At 70.8% G+C, this 21,493-nt stretch carries 19 protein-coding genes; 16 read left to right on the top strand and 3 right to left on the bottom strand.

The annotated features are described in order from the left end of the window. The first annotated feature begins 19 nt into the window (after positions 1–19). The gene (locus MTS1_RS02830; RefSeq protein ID WP_023951241.1) at positions 20–2,272 is read left to right on the top strand and encodes a bifunctional (p)ppGpp synthetase/guanosine-3',5'-bis(diphosphate) 3'-pyrophosphohydrolase; all 2,253 of its coding nucleotides are present in this window, start codon (positions 20–22) and stop codon (positions 2,270–2,272) included. On the opposite strand, the gene MTS1_RS02825 is transcribed toward MTS1_RS02830, so the two are convergent. The 3 genes from MTS1_RS02825 to MTS1_RS02815 form a co-directional block, all read right to left on the bottom strand. Then, positions 2,259–2,813, bottom strand: a complete 555-nt coding sequence (locus tag MTS1_RS02825; protein ID WP_023951239.1) for a hypothetical protein — start codon at positions 2,811–2,813, stop codon at positions 2,259–2,261. The two genes, MTS1_RS02830 and MTS1_RS02825, sit on opposite strands and share 14 nt — an antisense overlap. A gap of 96 nt (positions 2,814–2,909) precedes the next feature. After that, entirely contained in the window at positions 2,910–4,172 is a 1,263-nt protein-coding gene (locus tag MTS1_RS02820) for a DUF349 domain-containing protein (protein ID WP_023951236.1), read from the bottom strand. A 68-nt stretch (positions 4,173–4,240) separates the two neighbouring features. Continuing rightward, positions 4,241–4,543 carry a hypothetical protein gene (locus MTS1_RS02815; protein WP_023951234.1) on the bottom strand — a complete coding sequence of 101 codons (303 nt, stop codon included), beginning with the start codon at positions 4,541–4,543 and terminating at the stop codon, positions 4,241–4,243. 100 nt (positions 4,544–4,643) lie between these two features. Between MTS1_RS02815 and MTS1_RS02810 the strand changes: the two genes are divergently transcribed. The 15 genes from MTS1_RS02810 (at position 4,644) to MTS1_RS02740 (ending at position 21,435) form a co-directional block, all read left to right on the top strand. Continuing rightward, positions 4,644–5,969, top strand: coding sequence for a replication-associated recombination protein A (locus tag MTS1_RS02810; protein WP_023951232.1), 1,326 nt, complete (start codon positions 4,644–4,646; stop codon positions 5,967–5,969). A 3-nt stretch (positions 5,970–5,972) separates the two neighbouring features. Continuing rightward, positions 5,973–7,520 carry a tetratricopeptide repeat protein gene (locus MTS1_RS02805; RefSeq protein WP_023951230.1) on the top strand — a complete coding sequence of 516 codons (1,548 nt, stop codon included), beginning with the start codon at positions 5,973–5,975 and terminating at the stop codon, positions 7,518–7,520. Between the two features lie 156 nt (positions 7,521–7,676). Beyond that, positions 7,677–8,306 carry a 30S ribosomal protein S4 gene (gene rpsD / locus MTS1_RS02800; RefSeq protein ID WP_023951228.1) on the top strand — a complete coding sequence of 210 codons (630 nt, stop codon included), beginning with the start codon at positions 7,677–7,679 and terminating at the stop codon, positions 8,304–8,306. Positions 8,307–8,394: 88 nt separating this feature from the next. Further along, entirely contained in the window at positions 8,395–8,697 is a 303-nt protein-coding gene (locus MTS1_RS02795; protein ID WP_036304601.1) for a hypothetical protein, read from the top strand. A 67-nt stretch (positions 8,698–8,764) separates the two neighbouring features. Beyond that, complete coding sequence (alaS, locus tag MTS1_RS02790; RefSeq protein ID WP_023951224.1) at positions 8,765–11,428, top strand: alanine--tRNA ligase; 2,664 nt, start codon at positions 8,765–8,767, stop codon at positions 11,426–11,428. Beyond that, positions 11,425–11,895, top strand: coding sequence for a Holliday junction resolvase RuvX (ruvX, locus tag MTS1_RS02785; RefSeq protein ID WP_023951222.1), 471 nt, complete (start codon positions 11,425–11,427; stop codon positions 11,893–11,895). Before alaS ends, ruvX begins: the two co-directional genes overlap by 4 nt. A gap of 1 nt (position 11,896) precedes the next feature. Continuing rightward, on the top strand, positions 11,897–13,312 hold the full coding sequence (mltG, locus tag MTS1_RS02780) for an endolytic transglycosylase MltG (protein ID WP_023951220.1): 1,416 nt from the start codon (positions 11,897–11,899) through the stop codon (positions 13,310–13,312). Continuing rightward, complete coding sequence (locus MTS1_RS02775; RefSeq protein ID WP_036304600.1) at positions 13,293–14,153, top strand: shikimate dehydrogenase; 861 nt, start codon at positions 13,293–13,295, stop codon at positions 14,151–14,153. The genes mltG and MTS1_RS02775 overlap by 20 nt, the downstream gene beginning before the upstream one ends. Positions 14,154–14,157: 4 nt before the next feature. Then, positions 14,158–15,369, top strand: coding sequence for a chorismate synthase (gene aroC, locus MTS1_RS02770; RefSeq protein ID WP_023951216.1), 1,212 nt, complete (start codon positions 14,158–14,160; stop codon positions 15,367–15,369). Beyond that, a complete protein-coding gene (locus MTS1_RS02765) occupies positions 15,366–15,875 on the top strand; it encodes a shikimate kinase (protein ID WP_023951214.1) in 510 nt (169 codons plus the stop codon). The genes aroC and MTS1_RS02765 overlap by 4 nt, the downstream gene beginning before the upstream one ends. Next, a complete protein-coding gene (gene aroB / locus MTS1_RS02760) occupies positions 15,872–16,948 on the top strand; it encodes a 3-dehydroquinate synthase (RefSeq protein ID WP_023951212.1) in 1,077 nt (358 codons plus the stop codon). Before MTS1_RS02765 ends, aroB begins: the two co-directional genes overlap by 4 nt. Before the next feature lie 28 nt (positions 16,949–16,976). After that, complete coding sequence (gene aroQ / locus MTS1_RS02755) at positions 16,977–17,420, top strand: type II 3-dehydroquinate dehydratase (RefSeq protein WP_023951210.1); 444 nt, start codon at positions 16,977–16,979, stop codon at positions 17,418–17,420. A 53-nt stretch (positions 17,421–17,473) separates the two neighbouring features. Continuing rightward, positions 17,474–18,034, top strand: a complete 561-nt coding sequence (gene efp / locus MTS1_RS02750; protein WP_023951208.1) for an elongation factor P — start codon at positions 17,474–17,476, stop codon at positions 18,032–18,034. Positions 18,035–18,050: 16 nt separating this feature from the next. After that, positions 18,051–18,461, top strand: coding sequence for a transcription antitermination factor NusB (gene nusB / locus MTS1_RS02745; RefSeq protein ID WP_023951206.1), 411 nt, complete (start codon positions 18,051–18,053; stop codon positions 18,459–18,461). Positions 18,462–18,507: 46 nt separating this feature from the next. Beyond that, positions 18,508–21,435 (top strand): DEAD/DEAH box helicase, encoded by a 2,928-nt coding sequence (locus tag MTS1_RS02740; protein WP_023951204.1) that lies wholly within the window; start codon positions 18,508–18,510, stop codon positions 21,433–21,435. Positions 21,436–21,493: the final 58 nt, after the last annotated feature.

Here is a 21,493-nt window from a genome sequence, read left to right as displayed (position 1 = left end):
GCATGGCGGAGGTGAGGGCATGACCGAGATCACCCCGCCCCCTGCCCAGAGTTCGCTCCGCCGCCTCGTCCCGCGCATCTTCTCGCGAGCGGCCCCCCGCGAAGGGCTCGAGCAGCTCGTTCGAACGGTGCGCGCGCACCACCCCAAAGGCGACATCGCGATCATCGATCGCGCCTACCAGACCGCCTCGCGGGCCCACGCGCAGCAGAAGCGCCAGAGCGGCGAGCCGTACATCACGCACCCGCTCGCCGTCGCGCAGATCCTGGCGGAGCTCGGCCTCGGCCCCCGGGCCATCGCGGCCGCGCTCCTGCACGACACCGTCGAAGACACCTCGTACGGTCTCGACCAGCTGACAGCCGAGTTCGGCGACGAGGTCGCGATGCTCGTCGACGGCGTGACGAAGCTCGATAAGGTCAAGTACGGCGACGCCGCGCAGGCCGAGACGGTCCGCAAGATGATCGTCGCGATGTCGCGCGACATCCGCGTGCTCCTGATCAAGCTCGCCGACCGGTTGCACAACGCCCGGACGTGGGGTTTCGTTCCGCCCGAGAAAGCGGCGAAGAAGGCGACGGAGACGCTCGAGATCTACGCCCCGCTCGCACACCGGCTCGGCATCCAGGCCATCAAGAGCGAGCTCGAAGACCTGTCGTTCGCGGTGCTCCACCCGAAGCTCTACGCCGAGATCGACAGCCTGGTCACCCAGCGCACGCCCCAGCGCGAGCAGTATCTGCAGACGGTCATCGATGCGGTCGAGAGCGACCTCCGTGAACTGCGGATCCGCGGCCGCGTGATGGGCCGTCCGAAGCAGCTGTACTCGGTGTACCAGAAGATGGTCGTCCGGGGTCGCGAGTTCGACGACATCTACGACCTGATCGGCATCCGCGTTCTGGTGACGACGGTCCGCGACTGCTACGCGGTGCTCGGTTCGATCCACGCGCGGTGGACGCCCCTTCCCGGGCGTTTCAAGGACTACATCGCGACGCCGAAGTTCAATCTCTACCAGTCCCTCCACACGACCGTCATCGGTCCGGGCGGGCGCACGGTCGAGATCCAGATCCGCACCCACGAGATGCACCAGCAGGCCGAGTTCGGTGTCGCGGCGCACTGGAAGTACAAGGAGCGGATGGCGGGCGGCAAGGCCGACGCCAAAGCGGTCGACAACGACATGGCGTGGCTCGCCCACATCTCCGACTGGCAGGCCGAGACGGCCGACCCGGGGGAGTTCCTCGACTCGCTGCGTTTCGAGATCGGTGCGAAAGAGGTCTACGTCTTCACTCCGAAGGGGCGGGTCATCGGCCTGCCCGCGGGTGCCACCCCGGTCGACTTCGCCTACGCCGTGCACACCGAGATCGGCCACCGCACGATGGGCGCCAAGGTCAACGGGCGTCTCGTGCCGCTCGAGTCGACGCTCTCCAGCGGCGACGTCGTCGAGGTCTTCACCTCGAAGAACCCCGATGCCGGCCCGAGCCAGGACTGGCTCACCTTCGTCAAGAGCACACGAGCGCGCAACAAGATCCGCGGCTGGTTCACCAAGGAGCGGCGTGAGGAGGCCGTCGAGCAGGGCAAGGACGCGATCGCGCGGGCGATGCGGCGTCAGAATCTGCCGCTCCAGCGCCTCATGGGGCAGGACGCGTTCAGCGAGGTCGCCCACCAGCTCCGCTACGAGGACGTCACGGCGCTGTACGCGGCGGTGGGCGAGGGGCATGTCTCGACGCAGTCGGTGATCGAGAAGGTCACCGCGCTCGTCCGAGCGGAGGAGGACACCTCCACCGGGCCGATCCAGCTGCCGGCCGTGGGACGATCCCGGCAGAAGCGAGACAGCGACTCCGGAGTCCTCGTCCGCGGCGCGCCCGACATCCTCGTCAAGCTGGCCAAATGCTGCACACCCGTTCCGGGCGATGAGATCGTCGGCTTCGTCACGCGGGGAAGCGGCGTGTCCGTGCACCGCTCCGACTGCACGAACGTCGAGTCGCTCATGCGCGATCCGGAGCGCCTCATCGAGGTGTCGTGGGCGCCGACGACGAAGAGTCTCTTCCTCGTCCAGATCCAGGTCGAGGCGTTGGATCGCGCCGGGCTCCTCAGCGACGTGACGCGCGTGCTCAGCGAGCACCACGTCAACATCCTCTCGGCGTCGGTTCAGACCAACAATGATCGGCTCGCACTCAGCAGGTTCGTGTTCGAGATGGGTGACACCGTGCATCTCGACCGTGTGCTGAACGCGGTGCGGCGCATCGACGCGGTCTACGACGTCTACCGCGTCACGTCGTCCTAACCGGCCAGCTCTCCAACCACGCGAGCGCCCGGCGCTTGTGCGGCAGCGGCCCGCCGCACGCCAACGCCACCCGGGCGTCGGCGAGGATGTCGGGGAACATCCCGATCATCGCGACGGCGCCGGCACGCGGTCCATCGCCTGCCGCTGCGTCGGCGCGCAGGAGGTCGCACAGGGTGCGAACGCGGTTCGACACCGGCATGCCGCCGAGGCGAACCGTCTCGCTCGCGGGGAGCTGAAGGTCGCGGTAGCGGAGCCGAGGATCGAGCACGTGATTCCGGCGGCGCTCGGTGCATCGCTGCACGCTGTGCCGCAGCGGAGGTTCGGACAGCGCGCCGTGAACCCACGCGGCGGACTCGTGTGTGAGAGCGAGACCCTGCGCGACGAGGGGGCGGAGCGACGCGGCCCGGATCTCAGGGCTTTCGACGGCATCGGCGGGCATGAAGGCTTCGCCGACCTCGACGACGTCGCCGTCCAGTCGGGCGGCGCCCAGCTCGGCGAGAGAGAGGCGAGTGCCCGGGGCGTAGACGTATGGTGAGACCATTGCGTCAGTCTCGCGCCAACGTGGGAACGGCGGTGCTAACGAGCTAAGGGCCTGTGGAGAGCGTCGCCTCCACAGGCCCTTAGCCGGAGACGAGAGTCAGCCTCCGAGAGCGCTGAGCCAGGCCTTGCGTGCGCTGAGCGCTTCCTTCGCCTGTGCGATGGCGCGCTTGTCACCCGAAGCCTCGGCCTCGGCGACCTCGGCCTCGAGCTTGGCGATCGCGTCGTGGAGCTGCGACAGCATGTCGCCCTGGCGTGCCTTGGTCTCGGGGTTGTTGTTCTTCCAGTCGGCGTCTTCGCGTGCGCGCACCGCCTGCTCGACCTTGCGGAGCTCGTCGTCGAGGGCGCGCTCCTTGTCGCGGGGGAAGATGCGACCGATCTCGTCCCAGCGGCGCTGGATGCCGGTCAGCAGCGCCCGCGCGGCCGCCGTGTCCTTCTCGGCGTTGACGGCAGCGGCTTCGTCGAGCAGCGCGCGCTTGGCGACGATCTTCTCCTGGGATGCCTCGGCGTCGGCCTGCTCCCGCTCGGCGCGGGCACCGTAGAGGGCGTCGCCCGCGGCCTTGAAGCGTGCCCAGAGCGCGTCGTCGGCCTTCTTGCCCGCGCGGCCCGACTGCTTCCACTGCTCCAGCAGGTCGCGGTACGCGCCGATGCCGTCCTCGCCGCGCGGGGCGAGGGCCTCGGCGCGCTCGATGAGCCGCTGCTTGGCGTCGCGTGCGCTCTTGTGGGTCTCGTCGAGGCTCGCGTAGAACTCGCGGCGGTGCTTGTCGATGGTCGAGCGGGCGTCGCGGAACCGCTTCCACAGCTGCTGGCCGGTGCCGCGGGGCAGGCGCGGGCCGTCGGCCTGATGGCGCTGCCATCGCTCGAAGAGATCGTTCACCTCGGCGGACGTCTGCTTCCACTGGATCGACTTCGGGTCGCGTGCGGCGATCGCCTCGATCGCCTCGACGAGCCCCGTGCGCTCGGTGATCGCGGCGTCGAGAGCCTGCTTCGCTTCGGCGGCCTCCGACTCGGAAGCCGCGTCGAGCTCGCCCTCGAGGGCGACCAGGCGCGCCTCGAGCGCGGCCAGGTTGCCGACGGCCGCTGCCCCCGCGATGCGCGAGCGGAGCGTGCTGACGGTCGAGCGGAGATCGGCGGCGGAGGCTCCGCCACGGCGGTGACGCACCTCGATGAGCGTCACCTCGCCGGCGAGGTCGGAGAACTTGCGCTGGAAGTAGGCGAGCGCCTCTTCCGGCGTGCCGTCGGGATACTGGCCGACGACGCGCCACTGATCCCCCTCGCGCACCGAGACGGTGCCGTCGTCATCGACGCGACCCCACGGGGCGTCGTCGGCGGGGGTGATCGTGGAGTCAGGGGTGGAAGTCACGGAAGGCACCTCGTCGCGGCTCGCGCCGCATGGGGGTCAGGTCGGGGGACAGCCTAGTACGGAGGGGGTCAGGGAGTCGGGATCGTTGCCGGAGTGGAATCCGACGGTGTCGGCGTCGGCGATCCCGGCATCGTCTCGGTCGGAGTCGGGGCCGGGGTCTCGGCGGGTGCCGGGGCTCCGGGGCCGGCGGTGAAATACGCGACCTGAGCACCGATCGCGGCGAGGATCAGGACGCCGCCGGCGACGGCGGCGACGATGTTGTCGCGGGTCCGGCGCCCCGCCAGACCCTCGTGGTACTCGCGCCGCGCAGCGTACAGGCGGGCGCGTTCCTGCGCCGCGCGATCGTCCCGGTTCTTGCCGCGACCTGCCACGTTGCCTCCTCCGTGCCCCGTTCCGGGCCGCTCAAGCCTACGGCGCGCGTCGGTACCGCGACAAAATCCCGGTGTCCCCGCGCGCGACTAGCCTGAGGGGATGACCGATTCGAGCGCGCTCTTCTCCGGGCAGACGCCGCTCGCCGTGCGGATGCGACCCACCTCGCTCGACGAGGTCGCCGGCCAAGGGCATCTGCTGCGGCCCGGCTCGCCCCTGGTCGCCCTCGCCTCGCCCGACGGCAACCGAGCGGGAGCGGTCTCCGTCATCCTCTGGGGGCCGCCGGGGACGGGCAAGACGACGCTCGCTCAGGCGATCGCGCGCTCGTCGGGGCGCCGGTTCGTCGAGCTCTCGGCCGTGACCGCCGGGGTCAAGGATGTCCGCGAGGTCATGCAGGAGGCGATGACGCAGCGCGACCTCTACGGCATCTCGACGATCCTGTTCCTCGACGAGATCCACCGCTTCACCAAGGCGCAGCAGGACGCTCTTCTCCCGGGCGTCGAGAACGGCTGGGTGCTGCTCATCGCGGCGACGACGGAGAACCCGTCGTTCTCCGTCGTCGCGCCGCTGCTGTCGCGTTCACTGCTGCTCACTCTCCAGCCGCTCAGCGATGACGACCTCGGCGGGCTCATCGACCGCGCCGTCACCGATGCCCGCGGACTCGCCGGCTCGATCGTCCTCGCCGACGACGCGCGGACCGCCCTCATCCGGCTGGCCTCGGGCGATGCCCGGCGCGCGCTGACCTCGCTCGAGGCCGCGGCCACGATGGCCGAGCCCGGCGATGACGACGACGCGCCGGTGATCACGGCGGACCACGTCGCGCAGGCGGTCGACCGTGCGCTCCTGCGCTACGACCGGCAGGGCGATGAGCACTACGACGTCATCAGCGCCTTCATCAAGTCGATACGCGGGTCGGATGTCGACGCCGCGATGCACTACCTCGCCCGGATGATCGAGGCGGGCGAGGACCCGCGCTTCATCGCCCGGCGTCTCGTCATCTCGGCCTCCGAGGACATCGGCCTGGCCGACCCGCAGGCGCTGACGATCGCCGTCGCCGCCGCCGACGCGGTCGCCTTCATCGGGATGCCCGAAGGCCGTATCCCGCTCGCCGAGGCGACGGCGTATCTCGCCACCACCGCCAAGTCGAACGCCGCCTACAACGCCATCAACGCTGCGATCTCCGACGTCCGCGCCGGCGGCTTCGGTCGCGTGCCCAAGCACCTGCGCGACGCCCACTACGCGGGAGCGAAGCGGCTCGGACACGGCAAGGGGTACGTCTACCCCCACGACCTCGAGGTCGGAGTCGCCACGCAGCAGTACCTTCCCGACGAGCTCCGCGGCAAGCGGTACTACGAGCCGACCAATCGCGGCGTCGAGCGCGAGATCGGTGCGCGCGTCGAGAAGCTGCGGAAGATCCTGGGGGACTGACCCGTGGCCGACCCTGTGCCCCCGTGGACGCTGCTGGGCTCCTCGCCCGCCTTCGACGGATACGTGCGCGTGCGTCGCGACCGCTACCGGCTGCCCGACGGAAGCGAGAGCGACTGGGACGTCGTCGAGGTCGGCGACACCGTCACGGTGGTCGCGGTCACGGCCGATGACACGGTCGTGCTGTTCGATCAGTATCGGGTGGGCCCGCAGCGCGTGCTGGGCGAACTCCCCGGCGGCCTCATCGATCCCGGTGAGGACGCCGTCGCCGCGGGCGTGCGCGAGCTGCTGGAGGAGACCGGGTATCGCGCCGGGGCCGTCTTCGACGCCGGCGCCGAATGGGCGGCGGCGAACGCCCGCCGCCGCCGGCACGTGATCATCGCGGCGGACTGCACCCGCGTCGCCGAGCCCGCGTGGGGCGAACACGAGACCGGGCGGGTGCGGACCATGGCGGCATCCGATCTCGTCGATCATCTGATGGCGGGGGAGACCAGCGATGCCGGCCCGGCCCTGCGCGGGCTGGTCCGATTCGCGGCGAGCCGGGAAGTCGACCCCGAGCTCCGCGACCTGCAGTCGCGCGTACGTCACCTCCTCGCTGCATTCGTCGCCGGTGACAGCGTCGCCCACAGCACAGCAGCCGGCGCCACCGACGCCCACAGCGCCGATCCGTTCGATGCGTTCTGGGGTGCTGCCGCAGGCAAGAGCACCGCAGCTCTGTGGGCCGAGCTCGACGAGCTCGCGGCGGACGCAGACGAGGCGGTCCGCAGCTACGAGCGGGGCTCGCTGCACGATTTCCTCGGCGAGGAGGCCGAGGCGATCCCGCTGTATCGGGCGGCGCTCGAGGCGGGGTTGACCGGTGAGCGGCGCTCGGCGTGCGTCATCCAGTTGGCGAGCTCGCTTCGCAACATCGGCGATCCCTCGGGTGCTCTGGCACTGCTGCATCGCTTTCCCGACACCGATGCGCTCGCCGACGCCGCCCGGGCGTTCGAGGCGCTCGCACTGTTCAGCGATCAGAAGCCCGCGCCCGCGCTCCGGACCGCGTTGCGCGCCCTCGCCCCGCACCTGCCCGCCTACGGGCGTGCGGTGACCGCCTACGCGGACGAGCTGGCTTCGCCGCACCGCATCCGGGCGATCTCCGTGGCCCTCGTCGTCTCCGACGGGTACGTCCTGGCTGAGGAGTACCCCGGCGCACCCGGGTCAGGGCCCTTCCTCCGGGCTCCCGGCGGCGGCATCGAGTACGGCGAGACCGCGGCTGCGGCCATGCGCCGGGAGCTGCGCGAGGAACTGGCCGCCGACGTCGAGCAGCTGCGGCTGCTCACGGTGAGCGAGAACATCTTCGACGACGGCCGCAAGAGCGGCCACGAGATCGCTCATGTCTTCGCCGTCCGCAGCGCCTCGCTCGAGGCTCTGCCGCACGGAGAGCGTCTCCCCGTGCTCGACGGCGACACCACGGTCGGCTGGTATCGCATCGACGACCTGCGACGGGATGCGACCCCGTTCTATCCGGCCGGCATCCTCGATCTCGTCACCGCGGTCGACGCGGGCACTGTCTGATAGACTCGACCGGCTCGAAGCCCAGTTTTCGGGCATCCCTCTCTTCTGATCAAGACCTCTCGGCGTGCCCCGGCGTGCAGTCCGAGACGGGCGAGGAGGCGGAGATACGTCCGTGAGTCGTGAACGTCGCGACCACGTCATCGGAAGGAGAGCTTCGTGACCACGAAGTCTCAGGACCGCCGCAAGGTCCGTCTGTCGCGCGCCCTCGGCGTCGCGCTGACCCCGAAGGCCGCCCGCTACCTCGAGAAGCGTCCCTACGCTCCGGGCGAGCACGGCCGCACCAAGCGCAAGGCCGACAGCGACTACGCCGTCCGTCTGCGCGAGAAGCAGCGTCTGCGCGAGCAGTACGGCATTCGCGAGAAGCAGCTGCGCATCCAGTTCAACGAGGCCCGCCGCAAGGACGGTCTGACCGGTGAGAACCTGGTCGAGCAGCTCGAGATGCGTCTGGACGCGCTCGTCGTTCGTGCCGGTTTCGCCCGCACGACCGCACAGGCCCGCCAGCTGGTCGTGCACCGTCACATCCTCGTCGACGGCCAGCTCGTCGACCGCCCGTCGTTCCGCGTGAAGCCGGGTCAGCTCATCCACGTCAAGGAGAAGAGCGAGTCGCTCGAGCCCTTCCAGGTTGCAGCCGCCGGTGGTCACGCCGACGTCCTGCCCCCGGTCCCGGGCTACCTCGAGGTCGAGCTCGACAAGCTGCAGGCGCGCCTCGTGCGTCGCCCGAAGCGCGCCGAGGTGCCCGTCACGTGTGACGTCCAGCTCGTCGTCGAGTACTACGCCGCGCGCTGAGTCGCACGGCTCGCTGAGTCTCAGCACTGCCGCGAAGGGCGTCGGGTTCTCCCGGCGCCCTTCGTGCTTTGCACCTAACATGGATGCCATGAAGAACGCGCTGTGGTTCGTTTTGGGCGTCGCCGGCGGTTTCGTCGCCGCGCACGTGGTCAACAAGGATCCGCGCGGTCACGAGATGCTCGCCGAAGTCGATGCGCGGATCTCCGAGTTCGCCGACCGGATCGGCGATGCCTACCGCGAGCAGGAGGCCCGCATCGAGGGTCTCGCGGCGGACGTGAAGGGCGCGGCATCCGACGCCCTCGACTCGGCCGCAGACGCCGCCTCCGACGTCGCGGACGCGGCGCGGGACGCCGTCGCCAAGGCCAAGAGCGCCGCCGACTCCTCAGACTGATACCCGACCCGATTGCGGCGTCGCGCCCCGGGGCGCGACGCCGATGCCTGCCTGCCGAAGGAACCCGATGAAGACCGCCGAGATCGCCCAGCGCTACCTGGACTACTTCGAGAAGAAGGGGCACACGATCGTGCCCTCCGCATCGCTCGTCACCGATGACCCCGCGCTGCTGTTCACCGTCGCGGGCATGGTCCCCTTCATCCCGTACCTCTCGGGCGATGTGCCTGCTCCCTACCCGCGCGCCGCGGACGTGCAGAAGTGCATCCGCACCAACGACATCGAGGAGGTCGGCAAGACCCCTCGTCACGGCACGTTCTTCCAGATGCTCGGCAACTGGTCCTTCGGCGACTACTTCAAAGAGGGCGCCATCTCGTTCGCGTGGGAACTGCTGACCAGCCCCGAGTCGGAGGGCGGCCTCGGGTTCGATCCGAAGGATCTCTGGGTCACGGTCTACGAAGAGGACGACGAGGCCCGGGAGCTGTGGTTGAAGCACTCGACGCTGCCCGATGAGCGCATCCAGCGTCTCGGCAAGGACACCAACTACTGGAGCACCGGGCTGCCCGGTCCCGCGGGTCCGTGCTCCGAGATCTTCTTCGACCGCGGCCCCGCGTACGGCATCGACGGCGGCCCGGCGACCGACGACGACCGGTACGTCGAGATCTGGAACCTCGTGTTCATGCAGTACGAGATCGCCGACGTGCGCTCGAAGTACGACTTCACGATCGTCGGCGAGCTGCCGAACAAGAACATCGACACCGGCATGGGACTCGAGCGGGTCGCCTTCATCAAGCAGGGCGTCGACAACATGTACGAGACCGATCAGGTGCGTCCCGTGCTCGACAAGGCGGTCGAGCTGTCGGGCAAGACGTACGGCGCCGACCACGAGGACGACGTGCGCTTCCGTGTCATCGCGGATCACGTGCGGTCGTCGCTCATGCTGCTCTCCGACGGCGTCACCCCGTCGAACGACGGCCGGGGCTACATCCTGCGTCGTCTGATGCGTCGGGCCATCCGATCGATGCGCCTGCTGGGCGTCGAGGGACCGAGCTTCGCCGAGCTCTTCGCCGCGTCCCGCGACGCGATGAAAGAGGCCTACCCGATCGTCGAGACCGACTACGCGCGACTCTCGCAGTACGCCCTCGCCGAGGAGGCGACCTTCCTGCGCACGCTGGCCGCGGGGTCCGAGCTGCTCGACGAGTCCGTCGCACAGGCCAAGCAGGCCGGCGCGGGAGAGCTGAGCGGTGCACAGGCGTTCCTGCTGCACGACACCTACGGGTTCCCCATCGACCTGACGCTCGAGATCGTCGAGGAGGCGGGTCTCAGCGTCGACCGGGGGGCCTTCGACTCGCTCATGCAGGAGCAGCGCGAGCGTGCCAAGGCCGACGCGCGGTCCCGCAAGGGACAGCTCGCCGACACGAGCGTCTACCGCGACTTCCGCGCTCAGGGTGAGACGGTGTTCACGGGCTACACCGAGCTCGAGACCGGCAGCCGGGTGCTCGGCATCCTGGTCGGCGGTGTCTCCGTCGACCGCGCGAGTCAGGGCCAGATCGCGGAGGTCATCCTGGCCGAGACGGCCCTGTACGCCGAATCCGGCGGCCAGGTCGCCGACAAGGGCGTCATCGTGGGCCCGGGCTACGAGCTCGAGGTCCTCGACGTGCAGAAGCCGGTGCCCGGTCTCGTCAGCCACACCGTCGAGGTCACGACCGGCGAAGTGGCCGTGGGTGAAGCCGCCACGACGGTGGTGGATGCCGCGAACCGCCGCGCTGCGCAGCAGGCCCACTCCGCGACGCACCTCGTGCACGCGGCACTGCGTGACACGCTCGGCAAGAGCGCGACACAGGCCGGCTCGCTCAACCGCGCCGGCTACCTGCGCTTCGACTTCTCGTGGGGTCAGGCCCTCTCGCCCGAGACGCGTACCGAGATCGAGGAGATCGCCAACAACGCCGTCCGCGACAACCTCGAGGTCACGACCCGGATCATGTCGCTCGACGAGGCGAAGGCCGCGGGCGCGATGGCGCTGTTCGGCGAGAAGTACGGCGAGACCGTCCGCATGGTCGACATCGGTGGCCCGTGGTCTCGCGAGCTCTGCGCGGGGACGCACGTGTCGTCGAGCGCCGAGGTCGGTCTCATCAACCTCATCGGCGAGTCGTCGGTGGGTGCGTCGAACCGGCGCGTCGAGGCCCTCGTCGGCCAGGATGCCTTCCGCGAGCTCGCCGCCGAACGTGCCATCGTCTCGCAGCTCACGAGCTCGCTGAAGACGCCGCGCGACCAGCTCGCCGCGCGCGTGGCCGAGCTGGCCGCGAGCCTGAAGGCCGCCGAGAAGCGGATCGCACAGTTCGAGGCCCGCGCCCTCGCCGACCGGCTGCCGCAGCTCGTGTCGGCGGCCGCTGCTGCGGGGCCGTTCCAGATCGTCGCCGAGTCGCTGGGGTCAGCGGGGTCGGCGGACGACGTGCGCACCCTCGCGCTGCAGGTACGCGATCGGCTCGGGGCCGACGCGGCGGCGATCGTCGCGCTCGGCGCGGTCGTGGGGGAGCGGCCGGTGGTGGTCGTCGCGACCAATGACGTCGCACGCGCTGCCGGTGCCAAGGCCGGCGTGCTCGCCAAGGCCGCGGCATCCGCTCTCGGTGGCGGCGGTGGCGGACGTGACGATGTGGCGCAGGGCGGCGGAACGGACGCCGCGGCGCTGCCCGCGGCCCTCCGCGCCGTCCGCGACGCGGCGAGCGGCCTGTGAGCGGATTCCGCCCGGGCGTGCGCCTCGGCGTCGACGTGGGCACCGCCCGCATCGGCGTCGCACGGTGCGACCGAGACGGACTGCTCGCGGTACCGGTCGAGACGGTGCCGCGCGGTGAGGGCGACGTGGCGCGCATCAGCGCGCTCGCGGCGGAGTACGACGCGGTGGAGCTCGTCGTCGGCCTGCCGGTCGCCCTCAGCGGACGGGAGACGGCTTCGACGGCCGACGCTCGCGGATTCGCCGAGGCTCTGGCCGCTGCGGGGCACCCCGTCCGTCTCGTCGACGAGCGGCTGAGCACCGTCAGCGCGCACAGCGCATTGCGCGGTTCGGGCCGATCGCAGCGATCGTCTCGTAGCATTGTTGACCAGGTCGCCGCCGTAGTGCTCCTCCAGCAGGCACTCGACGTCGAGAAGAGCACCGGTAACCCGCCCGGCGCTTCCGTCGCATCCTCGCAGGAGCACCCCTGACATGACTGATCGCCCGCCGCACGACAACGCCGTCCCGACGAGCCGACGCGCCGCGCGTGCGGCCGCCCAGAGTCCGGCATCCTCGCCGGGTGGTGCAGCGCGTCCCGAGCAATCCCCGCGCACCGGGGAGGCTCCGCGCCCGGAGCACGTCCCGACCTCCGCTGCCGAGCACCGCGGATCGGTGCACGCGACGGCGTCCCGCGATCGGGCTCAGGGCGAGCAGCCGTCGTATGCGCAGGCGCCGAGGGCCGCTGCGCCTGCGGTCGGCACGCTCGACGCCCTGTTCACGGGAGAAGTGAGCACGCACGAGGTGGGGGCTGTTCCCAGCCGCCACGACCGCGACCGGAAGAAGAGCCGCATCGCGAAGTGGGTCGTGCTGATCGTGATCCTCGCGATCATCGGAGGTATCGGTGCCGGCGCCGCGTGGGTCTGGAGCACCTACGAGACGCAGATCCGCTCCGTGATGGGCTGGGAAGAGCCGAAGGACTTCGAGCCCGGCGAGGCGACGGGCGAGGTGCTGGTCACCGTGGTCGACGGTGACACCGGATCCACGATCTCTCAGACGCTCTTCGACCAGGGCGTCACCAAGACGCCGACGGCGTTCTACGACCACCTCATCGCGACCGCCCAGAACCCGACCTTCCAGCCCGGCGTGTACGCGCTGCAGCAGCGGATGACCTCGGAGGCGGCCCTCGCCCTTATCCTCGACCCGACCAGCAAGCGCCAGAACGCGGCGCAGCTGCGGGAGGGGCTGACGCTGGACCAGACCGTCGAGGTGCTCGCCCAGGGGACGGGGATGCCGGCGGCGGACTTCACCGCCGCGGTCGCCGACCCCTCTGCCTACGGTGTCGCTGCCGCCTCGCTCGAGGGCTGGCTCTTCCCGGCGACCTATCAGTTCGATCCGGGCCTGTCGGCCACCGACATCGTGCGGACGATGGTGGACCGGACGATCGAGTCGCTCGACGCCGCGGGAGTGCCGCAGGAGCGCCGCGAGGAGATCCTCACGACGGCGTCCATCATCCAGCGCGAGGCGCGTCTGTCTGACGACTTCTACAAGGTCTCGCGCGTCATCGCCAACCGTCTCGCGGACGGCATGCCCCTGCAGATGGACTCGACGGCGCAGTACGGCTACAACGAGATGCACGACGGCACGGTCAGTTCGTCGGCGGAGGCGCTCGAGGACGACAACCCGTGGAACACCTACGTCCGCGCCGGGCTGCCGGCCGGGCCGATCGCCAATCCCGGCGACGAGGCGATCGACGCCGCCATGCATCCCGCGGACGGGCCGTGGCTCTACTTCGTCACCTGGAACATGGACACCGGCGAGACGATCTTCTCTGCGACCTACGAGGAGCACCAGGCCGGCATCGAGCAGTGGCACGCATGGTGCGACGCGAATGACAACCGCGGCTGCTGAGCCGTCTGCGGGAGAGCCGCGCCGCTTCGAGGTGTGGGGCTCGCCGATCGGTCACAGCCTGTCGCCGGCTCTCCACACCGCGGCGTACGACCGGCTCGGTCTGCCATGGCGGTACGGGCGGCGGCGCGTCGACGAGTCGTCGTTCGCTCGGGAGCTGGCGGCGCTCGGGCCGGAGTGGCGGGGACTGTCGCTGACGATGCCGTTGAAGACGCTCGCGCACGACGCGGCTCGGACGCGGGATGCCGCGGCGACCGCGACCGGCGCGGCGAACACGCTCGTCCGCTCCGGCGACGGCTGGGCGGCGTTCAACACCGACGTGGGCGGGTTGGCGGCCGCACTGACGGAGATCGGGTCCGCCGCTGCGCCCCGTGCCCGCATCGTCGGTGCCGGCGCGACGGCGACGTCGGCGCTCCTCGCCCTCGAGCGCATCGGCGTCGGCCGGATCGACATCGCGGCACGACGCCCCGCCGCGGCCGACCCGTTGCTCGCGCTCGCGGCGAGCCGGGGCATTCCGACGACCGTGTCGCCGCTCGATGCTCCCGCGGGGGAGGTCGAGCTGACCGTATCGACCCTGCCGGGCGATGCTCCGCTCTCCGACCCCGACGCCGAGCGGCTCGCCGCGACCGGCGGAACGCTCTACGACGTCGTCTACGGCACGTGGCCCACCGCACTCGGACACGCCTGGCTCGCGGCGGGACAGCCGGCCCATCCGGGCGCGACCATGCTGCTCCATCAGGCGGTGCTCCAGATCCGCATCTTCGCCTCGGGCTCGCCCGACGACCCGCTGACCGGCGAGGAGGACGTCGTCGCCGTCATGCGCCGGTCGCTCATGGGAGGATAGACGAATGCTCCGCGTGCTCACGGCCGGCGAATCGCACGGCCCCGAACTCGTCGCCCTCATGGAGGGCCTCCCCGCCGGCGTGCCCGTCTCGCGCGCCGCGATCCAGGCCGACCTCGCTCGGCGCAAGCTCGGCTATGGCCGTGGCTCGCGCATGAAGTTCGAGGAGGACGAACTCACCATCTCGACGGGCGTCCGACACGGCTTCAGCCTCGGCAGCCCGATCGCCCTGCGCATCGGCAACACCGAGTGGCCGAAGTGGGTCGAGGTGATGAGCCCCGAGCCGATCGAGCTCACGGAACGCTCACGCGGACGGGGCGCCGCCCTGACGCGCCCCCGCCCCGGCCACGCCGACCTCGTCGGGATGCAGAAGTACGGGTTCGACGAAGCCCGCCCGATCCTCGAGCGTGCGAGCGCGCGCGAGACGGCCGCGCGCGTGGCTCTGGGGGCGGTGGCCCGGTCGTTCCTGAACGAGCTCGGCATCCGGCTCGTCAGCCACACGCTCTCGATCGGTCCCGTGCGGGTTCCCGACGGCTCGGCGCTGCCGACGCCCGACGACGTCGACGCGCTGGACGCGGACCCGCTGCGGTGCTTCCACGCCGAGACCTCTGCCGCGATGGTCGCCGAGGTCGACGCTGCGAAGAAGGACGGCGACACGCTGGGCGGGATCGTCGAGGTCCTTGCGTACGGGCTGCCGCCGGGGCTCGGCTCGCACGTGCAGTGGGACCGCCGTCTCGACGCGAAGCTCGCGCAGGCGCTCATGGGCATCCAGGCGATCAAGGGCGTCGAGGTCGGCGACGGCTTCGAGACCACGCGTCGTCGTGGCTCGGCGGCGCACGACGAGCTGTTCGCGACCGACGCGGGCATCGCGCGTTCCAGTGACAAGGCAGGCGGCACCGAGGGCGGGATGTCGACGGGCACCGTCCTCCGCGTCCGTGCGGGCATGAAGCCGATCGCGACCGTGCCGAAGGCGCTGCGCACCGTCGACGTCGCCTCGGGCGATGCGGCCACGGCCCACCACCAGCGGTCCGACGTGTGCGCCGTGCCGGCGGCGGGCGTCGTCGCCGAGGCCATGGTGGCGATCGTGCTCGCCGAGTCCGTGCTCGAGAAGTTCGGGGGCGACAACGTCGCGGAGACCCGCCGCAATCTCGAGGGGTACCTCGCGGCGATCCCCGAGACGCTGCGCTCGGCGGCGCTGAGCGACGACGCGATCGGATGACCGCCCCGGCGATCGTCCTGATCGGGCCGATGGGCGCGGGCAAGTCGAGCATCGGCAAGAAGCTGGCGCGCGTCCTCGGCACGACGTTCACCGACAGCGACGCTCTCGTCGTCCGCGACCACGGCCCTATCGAGCGGCTGTTCGCGGAGCACGGCGAAGAGCGCTTCCGCGAGCTGGAGCGTCTCGCGGTCGCCGAGGCGCTCGCGCGTGGTGGCGTCGTCGCCCTCGGCGGCGGAGCGGTGCTGCACCCCGACACACGGAGCGACGTCGCTTCGCACCGCGTCGTGCTGCTCACCGTCTCGGAGCAGACGATCGCCTCCCGCCTGGCCGGCACCACGCGCCCGCTGCTCCAGGGCGAAGACCCGGTGAAGCGCTGGCGGGAGGTCGCCGAGGGCCGGCGCGAACTCTACGAGCAGCTCGCCGACGCACGCTTCGACACATCCACCGGCCGGATTCAGGACATCGTCGACGCCGTCGCGGCGTGGGCGCAGGAGGGGACGTCATGACAGACACCACCGTCATCACCGTCGGGGGCGCCGCGCCCTACGACGTCACCATCGGGCGCGGCATCCTCCCGCTCGTCGGCTCGGTGTTGCCCGAGGCCGCGCGCAAGGTCCTCATCGTGCACGCCCCGACCCTGTCGGCGCAGGCCGAGCGCCTACGCGAGACCCTCGGCGGCGACCGTCAGGTGCTGCTGGCGGAGATCCCCGACGCCGAGCAGGGCAAGCGCGTCGAGGTCGCCGCCTTCTGCTGGCAGGTCATGGGGCAGGCGGACTTCACGCGGACGGATGCCGTCGTCGGATTCGGCGGCGGGGCGGTGACCGACCTCGCCGGCTTCGTGGCCGCGACGTGGCTGCGCGGCATCGCGGTCGTCCAGGTGCCCACGACGGTGCTCGGCATGGTCGACGCGGCCGTCGGCGGGAAGACGGGGATCAACACCGCGGAGGGCAAGAACCTCGTGGGTGCCTTCTGGCCCCCCGTCGCCGTGGTCTGCGACCTCGACCTGCTCGACGGGCTCTCGCGCAACGAGCGCGTCGCCGGCTTCGCGGAGGTCGTCAAGGCCGGTTTCATCTGGCACCCCGAGATCCTCGACCTGATCGAGGCGGATCCCGAGTCGGCCGTCGACCCTCACAGCGACGCGTTCCGGCGCAGCATCGAGCTCGCGATCGACATGAAGGCGAAAGTCGTGGGGGAGGACCTGCGCGAAGCGGGGCTACGCGAAGTCCTCAACTACGGGCACACGCTCGGGCATGCCATCGAGCACGCGGAGCGCTACCAGTGGCGTCACGGGGCCGCGATCTCCGTGGGGATGATGTTCGCGGCCGAGCTGTCGCGGCTGGCGGGGCGGCTTCCGGATGCCGCGGCCCAGCGTCACCGCGACATCCTCGAGACCCTCGGGCTGCCGACGTCGTACCGGGCGGGTGCCTGGCGTCAGCTGCTCGCGACGATGCAGCGCGACAAGAAGACGCGGGGTTCGATGCTGCGGTTCATCGTGCTCGACGACATCGCGAAGCCGACCGTGCTGCAGGCGCCCGACGAGTCGCTGCTCTTCGCCGCTTACCAGGAGGTCGGCGCCTGAGCCCGGGCGTCGTCGGTAGGGTGGGCGCGTGAACACCCCCCGCCGCCTGCTGCTGGTCAACGGGCCGAACCTCAACCTTCTCGGCACCCGCGAGCCCGAGATCTACGGACGTGAGACCCTCGCCGACGTCGAGGCGCTCGTCATCGCGACGGCGGCGGAACGCGGCGTCGACGTGCGCTGCGTGCAGAGCAATCACGAGGGCGTCCTCATCGACGCCATCCACGCGGCCCGCGCGGACTGCGCCGGCATCGTGATCAACCCCGGCGGACTGACGCACACCTCCGTCGTCCTCCGAGACGCCCTCGCGGGAGTCTCCCTGCCGGTGGCCGAAGTCCACATCTCCAACGTCTACGACCGCGAGAGCTTCCGCCACCACTCCTACGTCGCCGACGTCGCCTCGGTGCACGTCATCGGTGAGGGCGTCGGCGGTTACGCGCGCGCGACGCGACAGCTGCTCGACATCCTCGCGTAGAATCGATCCTCGGCCCGTCGGCCGCCCGACCACACGAACGGAACTCCACACTCATGGCATCGACCGCAGACATCAAGAACGGCGTCGTCCTCAGCATCGACGGTCAGCTCTGGAACGTCATCGAGTTCCAGCACGTCAAGCCCGGCAAGGGTGGCGCCTTCGTGCGCACCAAGCTGAAGAACGTCGTGTCGGGCAAGACCGTCGACCGCACCTACAACGCGGGCGCGAAGATCGAGATCGAGAACGTCGACCGCCGCGACTTCACCTACCTCTACAACGACGGCGACAACTTCGTCTTCATGGACGTCGACGACTACGACCAGATCACCGTCCCGGCCGTCACCGTCGGCGACGCCAAGAACTACCTGCTCGAGAACCAGCAGGTGCAGATCGCGCTCAACAACGGCAACCCGCTCTACATCGAGCTCCCCGCCTCGGTCGTCCTCGAGATCACGTACACCGAGCCCGGCCTCCAGGGCGACCGCTCGTCGGCCGGCACGAAGTCGGCGACGGTCGAGACCGGCTACGAGATCCAGGTCCCGCTGTTCGTCGAGCAGGGCACGAAGGTCAAGGTCGACACCCGCACGGGTGACTACCTCGGCCGCGTGAACTGACGCCGGCCTTCGTCCGATGAGCGCTCGCTCCAAGGCGCGCAAGCGCGCCCTCGACATCCTCTATCAGTCCGACATCCGCGGCGACGACCTCGGGGTGACCCTCGCCGCCGAGGCCAAGCGCGCGGCGCTCGAGCCCGCACGCGAGGCGTCGTGGCTGTACGCGCGCGAGATCATCGACGGGATCATCGACAACCGCGACGACATCGACGAGCAGATCACCACCTTCGCGAAGGACTGGTCGCTCGCGCGGATGCCTGCGGTCGACCGGGCCATCCTGCGGCTCGGGGTCTGGGAGATCGTGTACAACGACGCCGTCCCCGCGGCCGTTGCGATCGACGAGGCCGTCGAGCTCGCGAAGGAGTTCTCGACCGACGGGTCGAGTGCCTTCGTGCACGGCGTGCTCGGCCGGGTCGCGCGCCTGGGCTGACCGACGTCGGAGGCACGCGCGAGGATCCTCCTATGAGGCCTGACCCGTGATCGGGAGGACGACGCCGTCGTGGCGTACCGTCCTCGCGCCCGCGACGACGGGGGAGAACCCGGTCGCCCTCGGCGTGCAGCTGCGACAGCGAGAGAGCGCGGGCACGGCGCACTGGGGCCCGCGGCGGGTGCTCCCGGCCACCGCACGCAGCGTCGCCACGTCCGACGGCGAACTCCGACTGGCGGCGCGCCCGCTCTCGCGGAGCGCGACGAGCGGGCGATGGGTGCAGGGCGACGAGACCTGGGAGTCGCTTCGCCGCGGCGCCTGGCGGGTCGATCCGGCGCGCGCCCGCTGGTTCTCGACGCTGTACGGCATCGCGCACGACGCCCGGCTGCTGGGCGGCTACGGCGATTCGGAGTGGCTGACCCTCGACGGCGCCGACTCCGAGCTGCTCTGGCCGCATCTTCGCGCGGCGTCCGCTCTCGGGATCCCGATCGTGTCGACCCGGCCAGATCAGGACGTACGACTCGGCGATGCGGCGTCGGTGGAGGTGCGCGTCGACGGCGTCGACGGCGGCCTGCGCCTCAGCCCCGTCGTGCGCTTCGACGGAGGGGATGCCGCCGCGCACGCGCGTCCCATCGGCCACGTCGGGGTCTACGGAATCGACCAGGCAGGCGGTTCGCTCCAGATCGTCTTCGCGCCGGCCGGCGTCGGTCCGGGCGTGCGTTCGCTGCTGGCTGCGGGCGGACCGGTCACCGTGCCGGAAGCGGAGCGCGCCGACTTCCTGCGCGAGGCCTATCCGCAGCTGGCCCGCGAGACGGCCGTCATCGGGGGCCGCGGTGTGCGGCTGCCGGCACCGGAGCGGACGACGATCGTCGTCACGGTGAACCAGCGCCCGCGCGACGAGCTGGCGTATGCGATGGCGTGGCAGGTGCCCGGAGTCGGTCAGGTGCCGTGGGAGAGCGCCGCTGGTTCGTCATCGGTCGACCCCGAGCTTCGCACCTCGCTGGAGGCAGCGTGGGCGAGCGCTACCGAGCGACCGTTCTCGCCCAGCGGAACCCGGACCGGCGTCGACGCGGCCGAGTTCACGAACGAGCTCCTGCCCGCGCTGCAGGCCGTGGACGGGGTCCGGGTCGAGATCTCGGGCGTGACGCGGTCCTACCGCGAGCTGTCGGGCGATCCTCGCATCCGGGTGCGAACGGTCGAGACGGCGGATGCCGATTGGTTCGAGCTCGGCGTGCACGTCGAGGTCGAGGGGCGCCGCGTGCCGTTCCGGCCGCTGTTCATCGCGCTCGCCCAGCGCCGCAAGAAGATGCTGCTCTCGGACGGCGCCTACTTCTCGCTCTCGCACCCGGCGCTCGACCGCCTCCGTGAGCTCATCGAGGACTCGCGCGACCTGGTGGAGTGGGAGACCGGCGGTGCCCGGCTCAACCGCTATCAGCTGCAGCTGTGGACCGACTTCGAGGATCTCGCCGACGAAGCCGAGCCCGCGTCGCGCTGGCGGGATGCGGTCGATCGTCTGCGCGAATCGGTATCAGCGGGCCCGCGGCGCGCCCTCCCCGAGGTCCCCGAGGGGATCGCGACGACCCTGCGGCCGTATCAGCACGAGGGCTTCGCGTGGCTCGCGGCGCTCCGCGATGCTCGGCTGGGCGGCATCCTCGCCGACGACATGGGTCTCGGGAAGACCCTGCAGCTGCTGGCGCTGCTCCAGCGCGAGCGTGAGCGCGGCGAGAGCCGTCCAGCGCTCGTCGTGGCTCCGACGTCGGTCGTATCGGCCTGGCGCGACGAAGCGGCCCGTCACGCGCCCGGGCTGCGCATCGCGGTGGTGGAGGGCGCGGGAGTCCGGCTCGATCGGCCCGCGGTGGACGTCGTCGTGACCTCGTACGCGCTCCTGCGTCTCGACGCGCACGCGTATGCCGAGCAGGAGTGGTCGACGGTCGTCCTCGACGAGGCGCAGTACGTCAAGAATCCTCGGACGCGCGTGCATCGCGCCGCGCTCGGCCTGCGCGCCGACGTCGTCCTCGCGGCCACCGGGACGCCTCTGGAGAACAGCCTGACCGACCTCTGGGCGATCCTCTCGCTGACGAGTCCGGGATTGTTCCCCTCCGCCCGGCGCTTCCGCGAGGAGTACGTCACACCGATCGAGCGCGGACGCGTCGAGGAGAACGCCGAGGGCGGTGCCGCGCGCGAGCGACGGCTCGCGCGCCTGCGCCGGCGTGTCCAGCCCTTCCTGCTGCGGCGCACCAAGGACGTCGTGGCGGCCGACCTTCCGCCACGGCAGGAGCAGGACGTGCGTGTGGAGCTGTCCAGCGGACACCGTGCGGTCTACGAGCGCGTGCTCCAGCGGGAGCGACGCAAGGTGCTGGGGCTGCTCGACGATCTCGACAGTCAGCGATTCATCGTCTTCCGCTCGCTGACGCTCCTGCGGATGCTCGCGCTCGCTCCCGCGCTCGTGGATGCGGCCGGCCCGGGGCTCGTTCCCAGCAAACTCGACGCGTTGCGCGGCCGTCTCGACGAGCTCATCGCGGAGGGGCACCGCGCTCTCGTATTCAGCCAGTTCACGTCCTTCCTCGACATCGTCGAGGCCGATCTGCGCGCGCACGGCATCGGGGTCGTCCGTCTCGACGGCTCCACCACCCGGCGGGCGGCGGTCGTCGACGCGTTCCGGAAGGGTGACGACCCGGTCTTCCTCATCAGCCTCAAGGCCGGCGGTGTCGGTCTCACGCTCACCGAGGCCGACTACGTCTTCCTCCTCGATCCCTGGTGGAACCCGGCGGCGGAGCAGCAGGCGATCGACCGAACCCACCGCATCGGGCAGGAACGACCCGTGAGCGTGTACCGCCTCATCGCCGCAGGCACGATCGAGGAGAAGGTCGTCGAGCTGCAGCGACGCAAAGCGCGTCTCATCAGCGCTGTCCTCGACGCGGACGGTGCCTTCTCGAACGCGCTGACCGCGGACGACATCCGGCACCTGCTCGCCTGATCCGGCGGCATCCGTCCCGGCAATGACACGGTTCCCCGCGGCCGGCCTCCGCCGGGGC

This window comes from Microbacterium sp. TS-1 (assembly GCF_000509385.1).
Classification (GTDB): Bacteria; Actinomycetota; Actinomycetes; order Actinomycetales; family Microbacteriaceae; genus Microbacterium; species Microbacterium arborescens.
The sequence above is the reverse complement of the archived record's forward strand: the minus strand, read 5'-3'. Positions and strand labels throughout refer to the sequence as shown.

Bases quoted from the DNA above. Each gene is read 5' to 3' on its own strand.
- MTS1_RS02775 (WP_036304600.1), top strand. From the start codon at position 13,293: ATGACAACCGCGGCTGCTGAGCCGTCTGCGGGAGAGCCGCGCCGCTTC.
- MTS1_RS02825 (WP_023951239.1), bottom strand. From the start codon at position 2,813: ATGGTCTCACCATACGTCTACGCCCCGGGCACTCGCCTCTCTCTCGCC.
- aroC (WP_023951216.1), top strand. From the start codon at position 14,158: ATGCTCCGCGTGCTCACGGCCGGCGAATCGCACGGCCCCGAACTCGTC.
- alaS (WP_023951224.1), top strand. From the start codon at position 8,765: ATGAAGACCGCCGAGATCGCCCAGCGCTACCTGGACTACTTCGAGAAG.
- MTS1_RS02765 (WP_023951214.1), top strand. From the start codon at position 15,366: ATGACCGCCCCGGCGATCGTCCTGATCGGGCCGATGGGCGCGGGCAAG.
- nusB (WP_023951206.1), top strand. From the start codon at position 18,051: ATGAGCGCTCGCTCCAAGGCGCGCAAGCGCGCCCTCGACATCCTCTAT.
- efp (WP_023951208.1), top strand. From the start codon at position 17,474: ATGGCATCGACCGCAGACATCAAGAACGGCGTCGTCCTCAGCATCGAC.
- aroB (WP_023951212.1), top strand. From the start codon at position 15,872: ATGACAGACACCACCGTCATCACCGTCGGGGGCGCCGCGCCCTACGAC.
- MTS1_RS02795 (WP_036304601.1), top strand. From the start codon at position 8,395: ATGAAGAACGCGCTGTGGTTCGTTTTGGGCGTCGCCGGCGGTTTCGTC.
- mltG (WP_023951220.1), top strand. From the start codon at position 11,897: ATGACTGATCGCCCGCCGCACGACAACGCCGTCCCGACGAGCCGACGC.
- MTS1_RS02830 (WP_023951241.1), top strand. From the start codon at position 20: ATGACCGAGATCACCCCGCCCCCTGCCCAGAGTTCGCTCCGCCGCCTC.
- MTS1_RS02810 (WP_023951232.1), top strand. From the start codon at position 4,644: ATGACCGATTCGAGCGCGCTCTTCTCCGGGCAGACGCCGCTCGCCGTG.